The sequence below is a fragment of the Mesorhizobium sp. XAP4 genome (assembly GCF_029269325.1).
GTDB lineage: Bacteria > Pseudomonadota > Alphaproteobacteria > Rhizobiales > Rhizobiaceae > Mesorhizobium > Mesorhizobium ciceri.
On sequence record NZ_JARIXW010000003.1, the window covers coordinates 557,635 to 576,915 of the forward strand.

At 61.5% G+C, this 19,281-nt stretch carries 18 protein-coding genes; 9 read left to right on the forward strand and 9 right to left on the reverse strand.

Annotated elements, in window-relative coordinates; translation table 11 throughout:
- Positions 1-54: 54 nt before the first annotated feature.
- Together scpA and P3C39_RS16110 are read right to left on the reverse strand one after the other, a co-directional pair.
- Complete coding sequence (scpA, locus tag P3C39_RS16105) at positions 55-2,178, reverse strand: methylmalonyl-CoA mutase (protein ID WP_013532673.1); 2,124 nt, start codon at positions 2,176-2,178, stop codon at positions 55-57.
- Positions 2,175-3,617 (reverse strand): methylmalonyl-CoA mutase subunit beta, encoded by a 1,443-nt coding sequence (locus P3C39_RS16110; RefSeq protein ID WP_024505548.1) that lies wholly within the window; start codon positions 3,615-3,617, stop codon positions 2,175-2,177. Before P3C39_RS16110 ends, scpA begins: the two co-directional genes overlap by 4 nt.
- A gap of 348 nt (positions 3,618-3,965) precedes the next feature.
- On the opposite strand from P3C39_RS16110, the gene P3C39_RS16115 reads away from it, so the two are divergent.
- Positions 3,966-5,513, forward strand: a complete 1,548-nt coding sequence (locus P3C39_RS16115) for a helicase HerA-like C-terminal domain-containing protein (RefSeq protein ID WP_013532671.1) — start codon at positions 3,966-3,968, stop codon at positions 5,511-5,513.
- A 32-nt stretch (positions 5,514-5,545) separates the two neighbouring features.
- Here P3C39_RS16115 and P3C39_RS16120 read toward each other — a convergent pair whose 3' ends face one another.
- Together P3C39_RS16120 and P3C39_RS16125 are read right to left on the reverse strand one after the other, a co-directional pair.
- Positions 5,546-6,370 (reverse strand): L,D-transpeptidase, encoded by an 825-nt coding sequence (locus P3C39_RS16120; RefSeq protein WP_013532670.1) that lies wholly within the window; start codon positions 6,368-6,370, stop codon positions 5,546-5,548.
- A gap of 170 nt (positions 6,371-6,540) precedes the next feature.
- On the reverse strand, positions 6,541-7,203 hold the full coding sequence (locus tag P3C39_RS16125) for a haloacid dehalogenase type II (protein WP_024505547.1): 663 nt from the start codon (positions 7,201-7,203) through the stop codon (positions 6,541-6,543).
- A 157-nt stretch (positions 7,204-7,360) separates the two neighbouring features.
- Between P3C39_RS16125 and P3C39_RS16130 the strand changes: the two genes are divergently transcribed.
- The 4 genes from P3C39_RS16130 to P3C39_RS16145 all read left to right on the forward strand — a co-directional run bounded on the left by P3C39_RS16130 (position 7,361) and on the right by P3C39_RS16145 (position 10,499).
- Entirely contained in the window at positions 7,361-8,239 is an 879-nt protein-coding gene (locus tag P3C39_RS16130) for a branched-chain amino acid aminotransferase (protein ID WP_024505546.1), read from the forward strand.
- 106 nt (positions 8,240-8,345) lie between these two features.
- Complete coding sequence (locus P3C39_RS16135) at positions 8,346-8,945, forward strand: superoxide dismutase (protein WP_013532667.1); 600 nt, start codon at positions 8,346-8,348, stop codon at positions 8,943-8,945.
- A gap of 156 nt (positions 8,946-9,101) precedes the next feature.
- The gene (locus P3C39_RS16140; protein ID WP_013532666.1) at positions 9,102-9,542 is read left to right on the forward strand and encodes a cytochrome c; all 441 of its coding nucleotides are present in this window, start codon (positions 9,102-9,104) and stop codon (positions 9,540-9,542) included.
- 9 nt (positions 9,543-9,551) lie between these two features.
- A complete protein-coding gene (locus tag P3C39_RS16145) occupies positions 9,552-10,499 on the forward strand; it encodes a cytochrome c (RefSeq protein ID WP_127370988.1) in 948 nt (315 codons plus the stop codon).
- A gap of 1 nt (position 10,500) precedes the next feature.
- On the opposite strand, the gene P3C39_RS16150 is transcribed toward P3C39_RS16145, so the two are convergent.
- From P3C39_RS16150 to P3C39_RS16160, 3 genes are all read right to left on the reverse strand, one after another.
- On the reverse strand, positions 10,501-10,908 hold the full coding sequence (locus P3C39_RS16150; protein WP_013532664.1) for an SET domain-containing protein-lysine N-methyltransferase: 408 nt from the start codon (positions 10,906-10,908) through the stop codon (positions 10,501-10,503).
- 157 nt (positions 10,909-11,065) lie between these two features.
- Positions 11,066-11,692, reverse strand: a complete 627-nt coding sequence (locus P3C39_RS16155; protein WP_024505543.1) for a LysE family translocator — start codon at positions 11,690-11,692, stop codon at positions 11,066-11,068.
- Positions 11,689-13,812 (reverse strand): S9 family peptidase, encoded by a 2,124-nt coding sequence (locus tag P3C39_RS16160; protein ID WP_275953682.1) that lies wholly within the window; start codon positions 13,810-13,812, stop codon positions 11,689-11,691. Before P3C39_RS16160 ends, P3C39_RS16155 begins: the two co-directional genes overlap by 4 nt.
- A 177-nt stretch (positions 13,813-13,989) precedes the next feature.
- On the opposite strand from P3C39_RS16160, the gene P3C39_RS16165 reads away from it, so the two are divergent.
- Together P3C39_RS16165 and P3C39_RS16170 are read left to right on the forward strand one after the other, a co-directional pair.
- Positions 13,990-14,361 carry an SH3 domain-containing protein gene (locus P3C39_RS16165; RefSeq protein WP_164745941.1) on the forward strand — a complete coding sequence of 124 codons (372 nt, stop codon included), beginning with the start codon at positions 13,990-13,992 and terminating at the stop codon, positions 14,359-14,361.
- A 444-nt stretch (positions 14,362-14,805) separates the two neighbouring features.
- Positions 14,806-15,231, forward strand: coding sequence for a MucR family transcriptional regulator (locus P3C39_RS16170; protein WP_013532660.1), 426 nt, complete (start codon positions 14,806-14,808; stop codon positions 15,229-15,231).
- 92 nt (positions 15,232-15,323) lie between these two features.
- Here the strand turns inward: P3C39_RS16170 and P3C39_RS16175 are convergent, their stop codons facing one another.
- Positions 15,324-15,752, reverse strand: a complete 429-nt coding sequence (locus P3C39_RS16175) for a SufE family protein (protein WP_027162984.1) — start codon at positions 15,750-15,752, stop codon at positions 15,324-15,326.
- A gap of 100 nt (positions 15,753-15,852) precedes the next feature.
- On the reverse strand, positions 15,853-16,206 hold the full coding sequence (locus P3C39_RS16180) for a DUF5330 domain-containing protein (RefSeq protein ID WP_013532658.1): 354 nt from the start codon (positions 16,204-16,206) through the stop codon (positions 15,853-15,855).
- A 535-nt stretch (positions 16,207-16,741) separates the two neighbouring features.
- On the opposite strand from P3C39_RS16180, the gene P3C39_RS16185 reads away from it, so the two are divergent.
- Together P3C39_RS16185 and P3C39_RS16190 are read left to right on the forward strand one after the other, a co-directional pair.
- A complete protein-coding gene (locus P3C39_RS16185) occupies positions 16,742-18,475 on the forward strand; it encodes an ATP-binding protein (protein WP_127370050.1) in 1,734 nt (577 codons plus the stop codon).
- Positions 18,450-19,247, forward strand: coding sequence for a peptidoglycan-binding protein (locus P3C39_RS16190; protein ID WP_013532656.1), 798 nt, complete (start codon positions 18,450-18,452; stop codon positions 19,245-19,247). Before P3C39_RS16185 ends, P3C39_RS16190 begins: the two co-directional genes overlap by 26 nt.
- The last annotated feature ends 34 nt before the right edge of the window (positions 19,248-19,281 follow it).

The window sequence follows — 19,281 nt, forward strand, 5'->3', positions numbered from 1 at the left end:
CGCACCTTGGTTGCAGTGTCAGTCTAGCACAACCTTTTCAGAGATACAGCAGTCCTAGTCCGTGGCCAGGAGGCGGTCCAGCAGGCGATCCGCTGCCTCTGGAATGACTGTGCCCGGCGGGAAGATCTCGGCAGCGCCGGCTTGCCGCACCGCGTCATAGTCCTGCGGTGGGATGACGCCGCCGGCGACGATCAGCATGTCGCCGCGGCCGAGCTTTTTAAGCGCGTCGCGCAGTTCGGGGATCAGCGTCAGATGTCCCGCCGCCAGCGACGAGGCGCCGACGATGTGGACGTCCTGTGCGACCGCCAGCCTGGCGATCTCATCCGGTGTCTGGAACATCGCGCCGACGGTGACGTCGAAGCCGAGATCGGCGAAGGCCGTAGCGATGACCTTCTGGCCACGGTCGTGGCCGTCCTGGCCCATCTTGGCGACGAGAATGCGCGGCTTGCCGCCGGTCTTCTTCTCGAAGGCGTCAAGCTTGTCCTGCAGCCCGTCGACCACGGGATGATCGCCAAGCGCCTTGCGATAGATGCCGGAAATGGTCTGCACCGTAGCGACGTGGCGCCCAAACGCCCTTTCCAACGCGAATGAAATCTCGCCGACCGTTGCATTGGCGCGCGCGGCTCGGATGGCGAATTCCAGCAGGTTTTCATTGCCTTGCGCGGCACGGGTCAGCGCATCGAGTGCGCTTTCGACGGCGGCGACGTCGCGCGTGCCCTTCAGCCGTTGCAGCTTCGACAATTGCCGGGCCCTGACCTCGGCATTGTCGATCTTCAGCACGTCGACCTCGATGTCGGTCTCGGGCCGATGGGCGTTGACGCCGACCAGCATCTGCTCGCCGGAATCGATCCGCGCCTGCGTGCGCGCGGCAGCTTCCTCGATGCGCAGCTTGGGAATGCCCTGTTCGGTCGCCGCCGCCATGCCGCCGAGCGCCTCGACCTCCTCGATATGGGCAAGCGCGCGCGCCGCCAGATCATGCGTCAGCCGTTCAAGATAGGCCGAACCGCCCCACGGGTCGATGATGCGCGTGGTGCCGGATTCCTTTTGCAGGATGAGCTGGGTGTTGCGGGCGATCCGCGCCGAATGGTCGGTCGGCAGCGCCATCGCCTCGTCGAAGGAATTGGTGTGCAGCGATTGGGTGTGGCCCTGCGTTGCAGCCATTGCCTCGATCATGGTGCGGACAATGTTGTTGTAGGGATCCTGCGCCGTCAGCGACCAGCCAGAAGTCTGGCAATGGGTGCGCAGCGACAACGAGCGCTCGTCCTTGGGCGAAAAATTCTTCTGCATCAGGGTCGCCCACAACAGGCGCGCGGCCCGCAGCTTGGCGACTTCCATGAAGAAATTCATGCCGATGGCCCAGAAGAAGGACAGGCGCGGCGCGAAGCGGTCGATGTCGAGGCCGGCCGCGACGCCGGCGCGAGCATACTCGATGCCATCGGCGATCGTATAGGCGAGTTCAAGGTCGGCCGTCGCGCCGGCCTCCTGCATGTGATAGCCGGAGATCGATATCGAATTGAACTTCGGCATGTTCTTCGATGTGTACGAGAAGATGTCCGACACGATCCGCATCGAGGGCTTTGGTGGATAGATGTAGGTGTTGCGGACCATGAACTCCTTCAGAATGTCGTTCTGAATGGTGCCGGCGAGATCTTTCTGCGCAACGCCCTGTTCTTCCGCCGCGACAATGTAGAGCGCCATGATCGGCAGCACCGCGCCGTTCATCGTCATCGATACCGTCATCTCGCCGAGCGGAATGCCGTCGAAGAGCTGCCGCATGTCGAGAATGGAATCGATGGCGACGCCAGCCATGCCGACATCGCCGGCAACGCGCGGATGATCGCTGTCATAGCCGCGATGCGTGGCGAGATCGAAGGCGACCGACAGGCCCTTTTGACCAGCGGCAAGGTTGCGTCGGTAAAATGCGTTGGATTCTTCGGCCGTCGAGAAGCCGGCATATTGCCGGATCGTCCAGGGCTGCTGGACATACATGGTCGGGTAGGGGCCGCGCACGAAGGGCGGCAGGCCGGGATAGGTGTCGAGATGCGGCAACCCCTTGAGGTCGCTTTGATTGTACAGATGCTTGGCGACGAGCCCTTCCGGCGTGGTCCGCTGGCCTTTGACCTCGACGGGAGCGCGGCGTGGCGGGACCCAGCCGATCTGGCCGAAGTCCGGGATCAAGAGCCGGCTCCGATCGATTGGTCGATGCGGACTGGAAACAGCGCCTCGCAGACGGCAACGCCTTCGGTGAAGGCCGGCCGCCGTTCCGCCGCCAGCGTCTCGACCGGACGTTCGTCTTTCGATGGATAGAGCGTGGTGCCGATGATGGCCCGTTGGCCTGTGCGGTAGGCTGCATTGCGCTGCTCCGCAGCTGCGTGGACGCGCTTCTGGATGCGTCCGTCCTGAAGGCTGGACAGGACACCGCCCTCGGCTTCGATCGTCTGCAATTCCGCCCACGCCAACTCGCACAACTCCGCGGTCAACGCCTCGACGGCGCCGGAACCATAGGCGGGATCGGTGACATGATCGATATGGCTTTCATTGGCCATGATCAGCTGCGTGTTGCGGGCAACACGACGGGCAAAACCCGCCGGCAGACCATGCGCGATCGTGTGCGGCAGGATGGAGATCGAATCGGCGCCGCCGCACGCCGCGGCAAAGCATGCAATGGTGGTGCGCAGGATGTTGGTCTCCGGATCCATCGCCGTCATCATGCGAAAGGACGTCTCGGCATGGATATTGGCGGTGGATGTCGGGATCGAACAAGCCTCCTGCACCCGCGCCCATAGCCTGCGCAGTGCTCGCATCTTGGCCGTCGACAGCAACTGGTCCTGGTCGACGCTGAGCGCAAAACCGATATGCGGTGCGGCATAGACAAGCGGCTGCCGCGCCGTCTCGAACATTCTGAGATAGGAGACAGCCGAAGCCAGCATGATGCCAAGTTCCTGCGCTTCCGTCGCGCCGGCATTGTGGAACACGCGCCCGTCAGCTTCCAGCAGCACGCCCGGAACGCCCATCGCGAAGAAATGCGCCAGCGACTGCGGCATAGAGGCCTGCAGCGCCTCGATCGACATGCGCAGCCGACCGGTTCCCGCGAAGATCGCCGCTGGATCGATGCCGAAGGAGAGGTTGAGTTTTGCCGGGTCCGACCGCCGCTTGCTCAGGAATGCGACCAGCCAGTCGGCCACGGCGCGGCTCCAGGGATGGGCGTCGATGCGAACCTGGATGCGGTTGAGCGGTATGCCGTCCAGCACCGCCTCCAGCGCCTCCGCCGTTCTCGGCAAGCCGTAGCCGAACGCGTTGGGCGCCCCTTCGAAGACCAGCGACAATCCCGTGGCACCCTGTGCAACATCCTCCAGCGCTTGGCTTCTGGCACGGTCGATGTCCGGATCGTCGATGCGCTGGCTGACGATCCATGGCGATTTCGGGTTTGTACGCACGATCGGTTCCGCCGCGGTGCTGCGGTCGTAGAGCGGTTCGATACGAATGTTGTCGTCGCTGTGCGAGACCAGCTTTTCCTCGAAGGAAGCGCCTGCCAATGCCTTTTCCGCCAAGGCGAGCCATCGCTGACGCTCGGCGTTCTCGGGTTCCACGTCCTGGATCAAGGCTCCGGCGCCCATCCGTCCTCCTCGTTTCATGCGGCCGCACCAGCCGGGAGCGGTTCAGTCTACGGTCCCCGGTCCGATATCGCAATGCAATGCGCTTTCAGAGACCGGATTCGATCCATCAGATATAGGTCAGTCCGCGTGGACGACGATTGCCAAACAGCGGCAAAATCCGCAAGCTCCAAAAACCCGATCTGAACGAATGGGGCCGATTTGGGCGAATGGCCCGGATTTGGACGAATGGCCCCGATTTGGACGAATGGCCCCGATTTGGACGAATGGCATTGTCGCTGTGCAATGGCCTCACTATACCTGCGGCAAGGCCACTGGCTTTAGACACATCAGTTTGCGGAGACCGGACATATGGCTGACGAGACCAGTATTTTCATCGGCGCCAGCCGAAAGCCCGACGACAGCTATCAGCGTGCCGAGCAGTTGTTGCTGCGATATGGGAATCGTCACGGCCTGGTGACCGGCGCGACCGGCACCGGCAAGACCGTCACCTTGCAGATCCTGGCCGAAGGATTTTCCAACGCCGGCGTGCCGGTGTTCTGCGCGGACATCAAGGGTGATCTGTCGGGCATCGCGATGATGGGCACGGCACAGGATTTCCTCGTCAAGCGGGCCGAACAGGTCAAGCTCGATCCGTATGACTTCCAGGAATTTCCCGTTATCTTCTGGGACTTGTTCGGCGAGCAGGGTCATCCGATCCGCGCCACGGTCTCGGAAATGGGGCCGTTGTTGCTATCGCGCCTGATGAACCTGACCGAGGCGCAGGAAGGCATCATGAACATCGCCTTCCGCCTGGCGGATGAGGAAGGTCTGCTGCTGCTCGACATGAAGGACCTGCAGGCGCTGCTCGCCAACATCGCCGAGCGCGCCGACGAGATCGGCTCGCGCTATGGCAACGTGACGAAGCCATCGGTCGGGGCTATCCAGCGCACGCTGCTGGTCCTCGAACAGCAGGGGGCCGCAAACTTCTTCGGCGAACCGGCACTGCGTATCGCCGATATCATGCGCACCACCCGCGACGGACGCGGCGCCATCAGCGTGCTTGCCGCCGACAAGCTGATGATGAATCCGCGGCTCTACGCGACCTTCCTGCTATGGCTGATGTCGGAGCTGTTCGAGGTGCTGCCGGAAGTCGGCGACCCCGACAAGCCGAAGCTGGTGTTCTTCTTCGACGAGGCGCATCTTCTGTTCGACGAAGCACCCAAGGTGCTCATCGATCGCGTCGAGCAGGTCGTCCGACTGATCCGCTCGAAAGGCGTCGGCGTCTATTTCGTCACCCAGAACCCTTTGGATATCCCTGAAAAAGTCCTGGCCCAGCTCGGCAATCGCGTCCAGCACGCGCTGCGCGCCTATACACCGCGCGAGCAGCAGGCAGTCCGGACGGCGGCCGAAACGTTCCGGCCAAATCCCGATTTCGACTGCATGACCGCCATTACACAGCTTGCTACTGGCGAGGCGCTGGTCTCGACGTTGGAAGCCAAGGGTGTTCCGTCCATGGTGCAGCGGACACTGATCCGCCCGCCATCCTCGCGGCTTGGGCCCATAACGGCCGCTGAGCGGCAAAAGCTGATCCAGGAAAGCCCGGTCGCCGGCCAGTACGATCAGGCCGTCGATCGCGAATCGGCTTTCGAAATGCTGCAGAAAAAGGCCAAGGACGCGCAGGATGCCGAAGAGCAGGCCCAGCAGGCCGGCAGCGGCGGCTCGCGCTGGACCATTCCGGGCTTCGGCAATGACGATCCCGCGCCGCAATCCGGTGGCAGGCGCACATCTGCACCGCGCCCGTCCAACCGCCAGACGGTCGCAGAGGCGGCGATCAAGTCGGTGGTGCGCTCGGTCGGCTCCTCGGTCGGTCGGGCAATCGTGCGCGGCATTCTGGGGAGCTTGTCGCGCGGGCGGTGACTGGAGGCAGCGGGCGCCGCTGCCTAGTCAGCTCAGAAAATCGAATTCGTGATCGCCTTGACCGGTCCAAGCAGCACCGAACCGTCCGGCACGCCGGCATCGATCGGGATCGCCTGTCGGTTGGCCGTCGCCACCATGGGTTGGCTGGCGTCGCTGGTCACGATGACCGGCGTCTTCGAGGGCACGCGATCATAGAGGTCGATAATGTCCTGGTTCATCAGACGCACGCAGCCTGACGACACCGACTTGCCGATCGAGCGCCACTCCGGCGAGCCGTGCAGACGGTAGAGCGTGTCGACATTGCCCTGGAACAGATAGAGCGCGCGTGCACCGAGCGGGTTCTTCAGGCCGCCGGGCATGCCGCCATTGTCGGCGCTGTAGGGTTTCAGTTCCGGCTGGCGGGCTATCATTTCGTCCGGCGGCGTCCATTTTGGCCATTTCTGCTTCCACTGAACGACGGCGTCGCCGGACCATTCGAAGCCGGCGCGGCCAAGGCCGACACCGTAGCGTATCGCCTGACCGCCTGGACGAACCAGATAAAGGAAGTGGCCGGTCGTATCGACGACTATGGTTCCCGGCTTCTGTCCCGTCGGGTCGGGAACGATCTGACGCAGGAATTGCGGATCGATCTTGTCGACTGGGATGGCCGGCAAATCGAAGCCGCCGTCGCTGACGGCTGCATACATCGTCACATAGTCCGCCAGAGGCGGCTCGACATAGGTTGGTGGCGGCGGCTCGACCGGACCCGGCCCGGTGGTGGCGCATGCGGAAACCGCGATCGAAGCGGCGCCCAGGGCTGCGGCATTGAGAAAGCCGCGACGGCTCAGGCGAAAAGATTCGATTTCGGTTATGGACATGGTTGCCTTCTTTAAGTCTCAAATCGCAACAAAGCGTGAATTCGCCGACAGTTACGCGGGTGCCTGACAACACCTGGGGCGATAGGCGGTTCCGATTCTGGCCCGAACGTGGGCAAAGAAAGGCGAAGCTGTGACCAGGCTGCTACTGTGGCGCCAGAGACACAGGTCTCTTAGCTGCCGGGCACAAGGGCTTCGAGCGACGGCAGGATCAGGGCCGGTGGGAAGTCCCGGTATTCTTCGGGCTGGTTGGAGCGGTTGATCCACACCGTGCGAAAGCCGAATTTGGTGGCGCCTGCAATGTCCCAGCGATTGGACGACTGGAAGGAAACCGCGCCGGGGTAGAGGCGCCAGCCGGTGGCGACCATGTCGTAGACCGCCGGATCGGTCTTGAAGCGCCGCACCGTATCGACGGAATAGATATCGTCCAGAACCTGGTCGAGCGCGGCGGATTTGACCGCCGCCTGCAGCATTTCGGGCGAGCCGTTGGACAGGATCGCCAGCCTCGCTCCCGAAGCCTTGAGCGCCTTGAGCACGGCCGGCACTTCCGGATAGCAATCGAGCCGCCAATAGGCATCCAGCAATATCGCCTTGAGACCGGGGTCGGCCGAGGGAACCTTGCGCAAGGCGAAATCGAGCGCCTGTTCGGTCAGTTGCCAGAAATCGGCATAGGCGCCCATCAGCGTGCGCACCCAGGAATATTCGAGCTGTTTGGCGCGCCAGATCTCGGACAACAATTGGCCGTCCGGCCCGATCCGGTCGGCATGACGGCGCACGGCGGCATGCACGTCGAACAGCGTGCCATAGGCGTCGAAGACATAGGCGGCGTATTGCATGACAGCAGTTTTGAGGGCAGGCGCGACAAGGTGCAAGCTTTGATTGCATTGCGCCCCGGCACTGGCCCCAACAAAACTCCATGATGCCGGTTGACGGCGCCCGCCAAAGCATCTTCCAATGGCTGTCACACGAGACCGATTGAGACGGGACGAGATGATGACACTGGCGGCTGCGGCGCAATCCACGACATGGACTTTCGTCGACGGTGATTGGCACGAAGGCAACGTCGCCATTCTGGGGCCGCGCAGCCACGCCATGTGGCTCGGCACCAGCGTCTTTGACGGCGGCCGCTGGTTCGAAGGCGTGGCGCCGGATCTCGACTTCCACGCAGCCAGGGTGAATTCCTCGGCGATTGCGCTCGGCCTGAAGCCGAACATGAGCGCCGACAAGATCGTCGGGTTGACATGGGATGGGTTGAAGAAGTTCGACGGCAAGACGGCGGTCTATATCAGGCCGATGTACTGGGCCGAGCATGGCGGCTATATGGGCGTGCCGGCCGATCCCGCCTCGACGCGCTTTTGCCTTTGCCTCTATGAATCACCGATGATTCCGGCGACTGGCTTTTCGGTGACCGTGTCGCCGTTCCGGCGTCCGACCATTGAAACCATGCCGACCAACGCCAAGGCCGGCTGCCTTTACCCCAACAACGGTAGGGCCATTCTCGAAGCCAAGATGCGCGGCTTCGACAACGCAATGGTGCTCGATATGCTGGGCAACGTCGCCGAGACCGGAACCTCGAACATCTTCCTGGTCAAGGATGGCCACGTCTTTACGCCTGCGCCGAACGGCACCTTCCTATCCGGCATCACCCGCTCGCGCACGATAGCGCTGCTCGGCGAATATGGCTTCAGGACCACGGAAAAGACGCTGTCGGTGCGCGATTTCCTCGAAGCAGACGAAATTTTTTCGACCGGGAACCATTCCAAGGTGGTGCCGATCACGCGCATCGAGGATCGCAATCTGCAACCCGGGCCGGTGGCCAAAAAAGCGCGCGAACTCTATTGGGATTGGGCGCATTCGACTTCTGCTGTTTGAGCGGATAAAAAGGCGATCGACGCTTCATCCGGAGTTGTCCCAACCCATTCCAGACCTATCTTACTCCGGTATCGACACCGGATTTTTCCACGAGGGAGTACTATCCATGGCCTTTGAATTGCCCGCTCTGCCTTACGACTATGAGGCCTTGCAGCCTTACATGTCGAAAGAGACGCTGGAATATCACCACGACAAGCACCACAAGGCGTATGTCGATAACGGCAACAAACTCGCCGCCGAGGCCGGCTTGGGCGATTTGTCGGTCGAAGAGGTGGTCAAGCAGTCGTTCGGCAAGAATGCCGGCCTCTTCAACAATGCCGCCCAGCATTACAACCACATCCATTTCTGGAAGTGGATGAAGAAAGGCGGCGGCGGCAACAAGCTGCCGGGCGCCTTGCAGAAGGCAGTCGATAGCGATCTCGGCGGCTACGACAAGTTCAAGGCCGACTTCATTGCCGCTGGCACGACACAGTTCGGCTCCGGCTGGGCCTGGGTCTCGGTCAAGGATGGCAAGCTGGCGATCTCCAAGACACCGAACGGCGAAAACCCGCTCGTCCATGGCGCGTCGCCGATCCTCGGCGTCGATGTCTGGGAGCACTCCTACTACATCGACTACCGCAACGCCCGGCCGAAATATCTCGAGGCGTTCGTCGACAGCCTGATCAACTGGGACCATGTCCTGGAATTGTACGAAAAGGCGAAGTGATCGATTTCCAGAAGCCCCGGTATCACCCGGGGCTTTTCTTTTCTGCGTCCCGCAAGAGCAAAGGTCCGGCAAAAATCATCAGGGGGAAGGGAATTTTCCCTCTGTAACATCCGTTGACGTCCTGTCCCGAAATGCCTTCATCATGGAGCCAATTGAATGAGAAAGCTTGTTATCGCCATCTCTATGCTCGCACTCGCGGCTTCGGCGGCCTTTGCCGACCCGATCCTCGACCGGCAGGCACTGATGAAGGAACGTGGAAAGATCGTCGGCGGCCTGTCGAAAGTGGTCAAGGGCGAGGAGCCGTTTGATGCCGCCGCGGTGCTGACGGCGCTGCAGGCGCTGCATGCGAATGCCGAGAAAGTCGACGTCGACGCGCTGTTTCCGGCGGGCAGCGACACAGGCGGCGATACCACTGCGTCGCCGAAGATCTGGGAAGACATGGCCGGCTTCAAGGCCACCAACGCCAAATATGTCGCCGACGTCAAGGCCGCGGCCGCTGCCGCTCCTGCCGACGTCGATGCGTTGAAGGCGCAATTCGGCGCCATCGGCTCCGATTGCGGCACCTGCCACCAGACCTACCGGGTGAAAAAAGGCTGATAGCGGGCGATGCCCTGGCTAAAGAAACTCGTCGGCGCCATCGTCATCCTCGGCGGCGTCGGCGCGGTTGCCGGGTGGGTCGGGTCGGCGCCGGTGAGGCTCGACAGGGAGACCCTGGCCAAGCTCGGTCCTGGCGACGCAGCCAGGGGCAAGCGCATTTTTTATGCCGGCGGTTGTACATCCTGCCATGCAAAGCCGGGCTCACAGGGCGATGCGCGGCTTCAACTCGTGGGCGGTCTCGAGCTCAAGACGCCGTTCGGAACCTTCGTGCCGCCCAACATTTCGCAAGACGCTAAGGACGGCATCGGCGCATGGTCGGTCGAGGACCTCGCCAATGCCATGCTGAAGGGCGTGTCGCCTTCGGGCCGACACTTCTATCCGGCGTTTCCCTATGCGTCCTACGCGCGCATGAATCCGGCCGACATTGGCGATCTCTATGCCTTCCTCAAGACGCTGCCGGCCGTCGCCGGCAAGGCGCCTGCAAATTCGCTCGGTTTTCCCTTCAACATTCGTCGCGGCATCGGCCTGTGGAAATTGCTCTATCTTAGCGACCAGCCTGTCGTTCCATTTCCCGCTGGCACGCCCGATCCGGTCATGGCCGGCCGCTATCTGGTCGAGGGGCCGGGCCATTGCGGCGAATGCCACACGCCGCGCGACCTCGCAGGTGGTACGAAAAAGAACGTGTGGCTGGCCGGTGCGGTGGCTGCCGAAGGCAGCGGCGTCGTGCCGAACATCACATCGGGCGAGGGCGGTATAGGCGATTGGTCGGAAGCCGACATCGCCAACTACCTCGAAACCGGCTTCACGCCCGATTTTGATTCCGTCGGCGGCGCCATGGTCGACGTGCAGCGAAACATGGCCGAGCTGGCGCCGCAGGACCGTGCTGCCATCGCCGCCTATCTCAAGGCGATACCCGCGCATCCAAACGGCTATCCGGCCCGCAAGAGGGCGAACTAGTCTAGATCGAGTCTGCGGATGACAGGTGGCGGTCACCGAGAAAATCGAAGCCCGTTTCGAAAAAATGGTTGTAGTTGCAGGTCAACTCTTCGCCAGGCGCGATGTCGCGCAGCGCAAAACTCTCCTCGGGTGAGGAGACGTCGCAATTAGGCTCGTCGGCATGGTTCATGTAGCGCGCGTCGTCGGCTTCGAAGACGATGTAGTTCGGATCGCGGCGGTCAGGATAGGAGTAGCGGTCGAGATAGCTCTTCACCGGGCCGGCCGCCCGCTCATAAGTCTCGACCTCGATGAGCCGATCGAACCTTGGGTCTAACTTCCAGATCAGAGTACCGCGAGGAATGTGGTTCTTGGCAAAGACGCCGATTCCCTGGATGGGTGATTTGTCGAGATAGACGTCGACGAGCAGCATAATGAACCTTTACGCGATTGGAGGCTGTCAGGCCGGGAAAAGCCGCGCACTGGGTAGCGCGCGGTCGTCGCAATTGCGAGTGAAAATGAGCGACGGGAGCTTCAAAAAGTCCTGACACCCAGCCCTCTGGAAAGGGTGCGTCGATTATCGTCCAGAGTCAGCGTTGCTGCAGCGCCAGACGGACGCCCAAAGCGCAGTAGATGCCGCCGACAACTTTGCCCTGCAATCGTAACACCGACGGATTTCGGCGCAGGAACGTGCCGAGCCGGCCAGCGCTCACGGCAAAGACGACCGTGCTGAAAAGGCCCAGTATGACGAAGATGACCCCCAACGCGGTCATCTGAAGCATCACCGATCCGTTTTCAGGCCGCACGAACTGAGGCAGAAAAGCGAGGAAGAACAGAGCGGTCTTGGGGTTGAGCACTTCGGTCAGGACAGCCTGTCGAAACGCCTTGCCGGCGGAGATCGCGAGCGCACCGGCCGCCGGGTTGGCCGGTGTTTTCTCGATGATCGCGCGAATGCCGAGATAAACCAGGTAGGCCGCGCCGATGTACTTGATGACGCTGAACAGCGTCGCCGACGCGGCGATGATCGCCGAGATGCCGATCATGGCCATGACGGTATGAAAGACGTCGCCGGCAGCGATCCCGGCGCCCGTCGCGATGCCGACCTTGGTTCCGGAACTCGTTGCCCGGGCGATCGTCAGCAGGGTGGCGGGGCCTGGAATGAAGACGAAGCCGAGCACGACCGCGATGTAGGCGATCAGGGTGGTCAGGTCGATCATTTGTTGGTTGCTCCCGTAAGCTGCGCCTTGCCCATCACTTTCAGCGCGAAGGAGTAGGTGTAGGCGATCTCTTCCAGCCGCGAAAACCGGCCGGAAGCGCCTGCATGGCCGGAATCCATATTGATCTTGAACAGAACCGGATTGTCGCCGCTCTTGCGGTCGCGCAGCCGGGCCACCCATTTGGCCGGTTCCCAATAGGTGACGCGCGGATCGGTGAGACCGGCCAGCGCCAGGATCGGCGGATAGTCGTGATCAGAGACATTGTCGTAGGGCGAATAGGCAGCGATCGTCCGATAGTCGTCGGCGGACGCGATCGGGTTGCCCCATTCGGGCCATTCCGGCGGCGTCAGTGGCAGGGTCGCATCGAGCATGGTGGTGAGCACATCGACGAAGGGAACCTCGGCGACGATGCCGCCAAAACAATCCGGCGCCATGTTGGCGACGGCACCCATCAGCATGCCGCCGGCCGAACCGCCTTGCGCGACGATACGGTCATGCGCCGTGTAACGCTCGGTGACCAGATGGCGCGCGACGGCGATGAAATCGGTGAACGTGTTCATCTTGTTCTCCCGCTTGCCGTCATCGTACCAGCCATAGCCCTTGTCCTTGCCGCCGCGAACGTGAGCAATGGCGAAGACAAAGCCGCGGTCGACCAGCGAGAACCAGTTGGTGTTGAAGGCGGCCGGCACGGTGATGCCATAGGAGCCGTAGCCGTAAAGCAGGCAAGGTGCGGATCCGTCCAGCGGCGTGTCGCGATGATGCAAAAGCGAGATCGGCACCAGTTCGCCATCGCTGGCCGGCGCCATCAGCCGCCGCGTGACATAATGGTCCGCATCATGGCCGGACGGCACTTCCTGGGTCTTCAGCAGCACCCGCTCGCGGGTGCGCATGTTATAGTCGAACACCTGCGCGGGCGTCGTCATCGACGAGTAGGAAAAGCGCATGATCTCGGTGTCGTACTCATAGGAACCCGACAGGCCGAGCGAGAAGGCCTCCTCGTCGAGGGACAGAAGATGCTCCTCGCCGCTGATACGGTCGCGCACCACAATGCGCGGCAGGCCTTCCTTGCGTTCGAGCCGGACCATGTGGTCCCTGAAGCCGATCACCGACAGGATCAGCCGGCCGGGCTCGTGCGGCACCAGTTCCTGCCAGTTGGCGCGCACGGGATCGCTCGCCGGCGCCGTCATGATCTTGAAGTCCTTGGCGCCGTCGGCATTGGTCAGGATGAAGAAGATATTGCCGCCTTCTTCCAGCTCGTACTGAAGGCCAACCTCGCGCGGCGACACCAGTTTCGGTTCGGCAAACGGATCGTCGGCGCGCATCAGGCGGTATTCCGAAGTCTCGTGATCGTTGATGCCGATCATGACCCATTCGTTGTTGCGGGTGCCGTCGACATTCATGAAGAAGCCGGGATCGGTTTCCTCATAGATCAGCCGGTCGCTGTCCGGGCTGTCGCCCAGCGCATGGAACAGTACCTTGGACGGGCGATGGTTGGGATCGAGACGCGTGTAGAAGAAGCCGTCATTGCCTGCGTTCCAGACGCCTGAACCGCCGGTGTCGGGGATCTGGTCGGCAAGCTCCTTGCCATCGGCAAGGTCACGCACGCGAAGCGTGTAGAATTCGGAGCCCTTGTCGTCGAATGCCCATAGCAGCTTGGCGTGGTCGGCCGAATGGTCGACACCGCCAAGACGGAAATAGGCCTTGCCCGCGGCCTCCGCATCGCCGTCGAGCAGGATATGCTCGGCGCCGCCGTCGCGCGACATGCGGAAATAGCGCGGCTGCTCGCCACCAAGTTTAAAGGACGAGCCGTAGGCATAGGGCCCATCCTTCATCGGCACGGAAGAATCGTCTTCCTTGATACGGCCCTTCATCTCCTTGAAAAGCTGCATTTGCAGTTCGACCGTATCGGCCATCAGCTTCGACTGGTAGGCATTCTCCGCCTCGAGTTCTGCGCGGATCCCCGCATCGAGCAATGACGGGTCGCGGAACATCTCCTGCCAGTTATCGGCCCGTAGCCAGGCATAGTCGTCGGTTCGCGTGATGCCGTGATGCGTGTCGGAAACCGGCCGCTTCTCGGGCGTTGGCGGGCTGACGATCGGAAATATGGATGTCTTGGTCATTGCGTCTCGCTTTGCCAGTATCTTCAATGGGCCAGTATCTTCAATGGGCCAGTATCTTGAAGGGCCATCTCGAATGGAGAAATATCTTGAATGGCAAATGAACACGCCGATCAGGGCAGGTTCAAGAGCCGGAGCGTATGGGTTGTGTCGGCTCCAGGAGATGAGCCGGGAGGAGAGATGATGACTATTTGGTCTCGGACTGCTGCGGCTTTCGCCGTTGCTTCGCTAACTCTGGGCTTTGCCGGCCAGTCTCATGCGACCGTATTCGCGGCTTGGCAAGTGGCCAATGTCCCGTTCGGCGACACGCTCAATGTACGCAAATACCCTTCGGGCACATCCCAAAAGCAGGCGGGATATCCGAACGGCACCGTTCTGCAGATGACCGGGCGATGCACCGGCGGAATAAACCTGCTCGACATCGCCAACCAGCCGGCATGGAAGCAGGCACAAAAGATTCGCTATCGCTGGTGCGAAGTCTGGCATGATCCGGTCCAGAACGGCAATTTCGTCACCGGCTGGGCCTATGGCAAATACATCATCCCGCATTGATTGACGCGGCAGCAATCAGCCGATCGGTCGGATGACTGGCATGTCGCCTGATTGCTCGTATATGACCACGGCAACCTGTGGTTTTGTGGACAAATGCGAACAACCAATATTTCTCGAGCGATAGCCAAGCAAGATCAAACATTAAAACCCGTTTCGTGAGTTGCCACGAATGTAACGGCGATCTGACGTTGCGTCAGCCGCCGCCGACGGGAACGCGAAATATCGATAAATTACACAATGCACGAAAGATTGAAGCTGATCGCGGAACATTTGATCAATATCGTTCAATATAGCGCGAGGGGCGAATTGACTTACTTGGTCTGCACGCTCATTGATGTGCCCGCGACACGAATCGTAGAAACTCTACCTGCACAAAATTCGTGCGATGCCCTGCTTGTAAAAAAGGGCGCAGATCGATGTAACTCTTGTTGGGGACCGAAGACCATGGATATTGTCGAAACACCTTCCAGAAACAGCGATGCGCTGATCGAATTGACCGCCGATGTGGTGGCCGCCTATGTCAGCAACAATCCCGTGCCGGTCGGCGAACTGCCGAACCTGATATCCGATGTCCATGCCGCACTCGGGCGTGTGGGCGGAACCGCCGAACAGCCGCCTGCCGACAAGCAGAAGCCGGCGGTCAACCCGAAGCGGTCGGTTCATGACGACTACATCGTCTGCCTTGAAGACGGCAAGAAGTTCAAGTCGCTGAAGCGCCACCTGATGACCCACTATGACCTGACGCCGGACCAGTATCGCGAAAAGTGGAACCTCGACCCGACCTATCCGATGGTTGCACCCAACTATGCAGCTGCCCGGTCCCAACTCGCCAAGAAGATGGGTCTCGGCCGCAAGCGCAAAGCGCGGTAATTGCTGCCAGCCAGATCGGATCGACATCAACGGCGCCTTCGGGCGCCGTTTGATTTTTGCGAGCCGCGACGCGCGGATCGGGTCGGGAAGCGTCAGGCGGTCTGCTTGAGCGCTGCCTCGGCGTCGCGCTTGATGCGCTTGACCATCGAGCGAAGGCCGTTGGCGCGCTGCGGCGACAGATGTTCGTCGAGGCCGAGTTCTTTCAATGTCGCTTCCGCATCGGTCTTCTGGATTTCGCTGGCGGTCCTGCCGGAAAACAGCGCCAGCATGATCGCGACCAGCCCACGCACGATATGAGCGTCCGAATCGCCGGTGAAGGTGATGACAGGATCGGCTCCAGCTCCGCGTTCAGTGGTCAGCCAGACTTGGCTGACGCATCCCGGCACCTTGTTGGCGGGGCTGCGCTGCTCGTCCGGAAACGGCGGCAACGCCTCGCCGAGTTCGATGACATAGCGATAGCGGTCTTCCCATTCCTCGAGGAACGAGAAGTCGTCGCGGATCGTCTGGATCGTCGTGGTCATGTCTGGGATATAGTCACGCGGCGGCTCCGCGTCACGGAAAAAACAAGGACACCGCGGGCGTCGAGAGGGCAGACAGCCCGCGGTGCGCCGTCGAAACGGCTTAATTCTGAGGCGGCAGGTTGACGGTCTCGGGCAAGACGATTCCTTCGGGCACGCTGCCGGTCATCGTCGACGTGTCGGGGCCGGCGGCGGACTTGTCGTCCATCATCGCTGCCGCGATCTTGGCGGTCTCTTTGGCGCGGGCGGTAATGGTGTGCATCGCCGACTTGCCGGTCTCGCAGACATCGGGTTTGCGTTCGCAAATGCCGGCGATATCGCCAACCGCTTCGCGTGCCGCAAACAAGGCCTGGATCGGTCCGACGCTTTCATGCCCCGCTTCATCGGGGCCGACACTCAATGGCAGCGCCAGCAGCACCAGCGAAAACCAGAAAGCCATTCTTATGAGGAAGACCATGCCCTTGCCCTCTCGTCGTGACCGGATCATGCATCCATATGGCATGACCTCTTTTGTAGGCAGGATTTTGGCACACAGGCGCAAAGGACGGCTTGCGGGCAAAGAGAGAATTTTCCTCAAATTTTAGGCAAATTCGAAACGAACCGTTCTGCAATCGATTTGTCTCAAATCCGAGTAATTTTCCTTAACAACAAATAACCATATATCCCCATGATTTCCCTGCGTTTTTCTTGAAATAGGGACGTCCAGGTGCCGAGTGCGCCCGGCCGATGGGTGCCGTCGGCGGATAACTCTCCGTTTACTATGGCTGCATTTGTCCGTGCTTTCGGCCGCCGGCATCCCGATATTTGCCGCAGGCCGGGCCCTGGTCGGCCCTGCCTTATCCATTCCTTAAACGCTGGATGCGAGTTTCAAAGCCAACCAGAACCATCTGCAAAGCAGAGCTGTCCACGACAAGTGCGAGTGCGTTGAGTTGAGTTCAATCAAGGCCAGATACGTTGAATTGCCTGGCGCGATTTCGGCCGGTTGCGAACGTATGGTCCATCCGTCCATCCTTGGGCGGAGCGACCGCGAGCGCCAGCGCCGCTTTATCGGCGTCATGCTCGCCGCTCCTTTCTTTGTCGCCGGTGCCGCGGTCACGCTGGTTACTTCAGGCATGGGCGTCGCCGTCACCATGGCCGCCATTTTCGCCGCCTTTGGCCTGTGCTGGTTCGTCGCCTTGCTGGTGGCGGCGACCGGCAAGATGGCGATAGCGAGTTGGGTCGCCCTGGTGCTGGCCGGCATTTCTCTCGGCAGTCTCATTGCCGCCGCGGGCGGGCTGAGTTCGCCTGTCGCCATGCTTGTCGTGGCGCTGCCTTTTGAAGCCTGGTGGATCGGCGCTTCGCGGCGCGCGGCACTGTGGGGAGCCGTGTCGGCCGCTGTAGCCATCTTGGCTCAGCCTTTGGCTGGAACCGTATTCCCGTTCGCAGGAGCGCAGATCGCGGCGTGGCACTGGTTGGTGCCGTTGGCCTGGACGCTCACACTGATCCCGCGCGCATCGGCATTTCAAAACACGGCCGATGCGGCTGATGTGCTCGACACTGCCGACCGGCTCGAAGACACCATCGATGCGGTGGTCTTGCGCGTCGCCCGTCATGGCGAGGTCCTGGACGCGTCGCCAAAAGCGCGCACGCTTTTGAAACTGCCGCCCGAACTGCTGTCCGGAAACGGCCTCTTCGATCGCGTCCATCTGTCGGATCGCGTTTCCTATCTCAGCGCAATGGCCGACATGCGCGACGGCGCACTGTCGCGCCGGCTCGAATTGCGCATCCGGCTGCCTCAGAATGGCAATGGCCTGACGGCCGACAATTACCGGCCGTTCTCGCTTGATCTCGTGCGTGGTGAGGAACAGGGTGATGTCTTTACGTTCGTCCTGAGGCAGAATGACGAGATCGCCCGGTTGCGCGAGGATCTGGCGGCAGCCAATGAGGCGGCCGCGTCCGCCGAGGTGGCGAAGGGACGCTTCCTGGCGGTGGTCAGCCACGAACTACGCACGCCGTTGAATGCCATTATCGGCTTCTCGGATATGCTGCTGCATGAGATGTTCGGCGCCTTCAAGGATCCGCGCCAGAAAGAATATGTCGGCTTGGTACGGGATTCGGGCCAGCATCTGCTCGCCGTCGTAACCTCGATACTCGACGTGTCCAGGATTGAATCGGGCGTCTATGCGACCGAACCCGAGCCGTTCCGGTTCGCGGAAGCGGTCGACATGTGCCAGTCGATGATGCAACTGCAGGCGCAGGCCAAGAACATCGATCTGCAGGCGCAGATCGCGCCGGACGCCGGCGACATCAATGCCGATCAGCGCGCCGTGCAGCAGATGCTCATCAACCTGGTCTCCAACGCGATCAAGTTCACTCCCGACGGCGGCGACGTCGTCGTCGGCGCCAAGCGGATCGGTTCGCGCCTGCATTTCTGGGTCAGGGACACCGGCATCGGCATCGCCGAGGAGGATTTCGCCAATCTCGGCAAGCCCTTCATGCAGATCCAGAACGACTATACGCGCCGTTTCGAGGGGACTGGTCTTGGCCTTTCACTGGTCAAGGGCCTGGTGGCGCTGCACGAGGGCACGATGTCCATCGAAAGCATGCCAGGCGAGGGCACCACGGTGACCATCAGCCTGCCGGTGAACGGACCGAAGGGACATCAGGCGGAGAAAGCCGGCGTGCTGACCATGCCTGTGGCGATGGCGAAAGGGGACAGAGATGGCTCGCTCCGCAAAACCGGCTAAGGCGGTCAAGCGCCGCAGCAATGCCTTTCAGGACGGCGCTGTCGCCGTCGGCGGCATGATCTCGCGCAATCCCGTCCTGGTGGGCGGCTCGACGGCATTCCTGGTGACGCTGTTCTACGTTTCGGCCAATGCCTTGTGGTACCAACCTTTCCCGCATGCCGGCGCATTTTTTGCGACCCGCAGCATTGCGGGCTTTCCGCACGCGACGCCCGACGAACCGGAGACGACATTCAACATCGTGCGGCCATCCGGCGCGCCGGCACCGATCAAGGGCGATCCGGTTGTCGAGCAGGTGCAAGGCATATTGAAGGATCTCGATTTCTATTCCGGGACGGTCGACGGCATTTCCGGACCCAACACCCGCAAGGCCATCCAGGACTATCAGCAGAAGGTCGGGCTCAACACGTCCGGCGAGATCGACGCGCTTCTGCTCGATCAACTGGGCGCGACGCCGAAGACAGCTTCCGTCGTGCCCAGGCCGCAGCCGCGCCCGGATATGCCGGCCGCCGTTCCGGTGTCTTTGCAGACAGGTTCGGGACAGACAAATTCCGGGCAGGCGGATGCCGCGACGCAAGCGCCCGATGCCCGCATCGTCAAGATCCAGGCCGGGCTCAAGGCGTTCGGCAATGACGACATGCAGCTGGATGGTGTCGTCGGCGCGCGCACGAAGGCGGCGATCAAGGAATTCCAGTCGCTGTTCGGGCTGCCGCAGACCGGCGAGCCCGATGAGATCGTCTACGTCAAGATGCGCGAGATCGGCCTGACCAACTGACGGCCGAAACGACGGCTCGCCGAGCGGCGGAAAT

What these genes read in the sequence shown, in the direction of transcription:
- P3C39_RS16110 (WP_024505548.1), bottom strand. Translation starts at nt 3,617, where the DNA reads ATGGGCGCCGGAGCCTTGATCCAGGACGTGGAACCCGAGAACGCCGAG.
- P3C39_RS16175 (WP_027162984.1), bottom strand. Translation starts at nt 15,752, where the DNA reads ATGACCACGACGATCCAGACGATCCGCGACGACTTCTCGTTCCTCGAG.
- P3C39_RS16115 (WP_013532671.1), top strand. Translation starts at nt 3,966, where the DNA reads ATGGCTGACGAGACCAGTATTTTCATCGGCGCCAGCCGAAAGCCCGAC.
- P3C39_RS16165 (WP_164745941.1), top strand. Translation starts at nt 13,990, where the DNA reads ATGATGACTATTTGGTCTCGGACTGCTGCGGCTTTCGCCGTTGCTTCG.
- P3C39_RS16160 (WP_275953682.1), bottom strand. Translation starts at nt 13,812, where the DNA reads ATGACCAAGACATCCATATTTCCGATCGTCAGCCCGCCAACGCCCGAG.
- P3C39_RS16190 (WP_013532656.1), top strand. Translation starts at nt 18,450, where the DNA reads ATGGCTCGCTCCGCAAAACCGGCTAAGGCGGTCAAGCGCCGCAGCAAT.
- P3C39_RS16140 (WP_013532666.1), top strand. Translation starts at nt 9,102, where the DNA reads ATGAGAAAGCTTGTTATCGCCATCTCTATGCTCGCACTCGCGGCTTCG.
- P3C39_RS16130 (WP_024505546.1), top strand. Translation starts at nt 7,361, where the DNA reads ATGACACTGGCGGCTGCGGCGCAATCCACGACATGGACTTTCGTCGAC.
- P3C39_RS16150 (WP_013532664.1), bottom strand. Translation starts at nt 10,908, where the DNA reads ATGCTGCTCGTCGACGTCTATCTCGACAAATCACCCATCCAGGGAATC.
- P3C39_RS16135 (WP_013532667.1), top strand. Translation starts at nt 8,346, where the DNA reads ATGGCCTTTGAATTGCCCGCTCTGCCTTACGACTATGAGGCCTTGCAG.
- P3C39_RS16170 (WP_013532660.1), top strand. Translation starts at nt 14,806, where the DNA reads ATGGATATTGTCGAAACACCTTCCAGAAACAGCGATGCGCTGATCGAA.
- P3C39_RS16145 (WP_127370988.1), top strand. Translation starts at nt 9,552, where the DNA reads ATGCCCTGGCTAAAGAAACTCGTCGGCGCCATCGTCATCCTCGGCGGC.
- P3C39_RS16125 (WP_024505547.1), bottom strand. Translation starts at nt 7,203, where the DNA reads ATGCAATACGCCGCCTATGTCTTCGACGCCTATGGCACGCTGTTCGAC.
- P3C39_RS16155 (WP_024505543.1), bottom strand. Translation starts at nt 11,692, where the DNA reads ATGATCGACCTGACCACCCTGATCGCCTACATCGCGGTCGTGCTCGGC.
- P3C39_RS16185 (WP_127370050.1), top strand. Translation starts at nt 16,742, where the DNA reads ATGGTCCATCCGTCCATCCTTGGGCGGAGCGACCGCGAGCGCCAGCGC.
- P3C39_RS16180 (WP_013532658.1), bottom strand. Translation starts at nt 16,206, where the DNA reads ATGGTCTTCCTCATAAGAATGGCTTTCTGGTTTTCGCTGGTGCTGCTG.
- P3C39_RS16120 (WP_013532670.1), bottom strand. Translation starts at nt 6,370, where the DNA reads ATGTCCATAACCGAAATCGAATCTTTTCGCCTGAGCCGTCGCGGCTTT.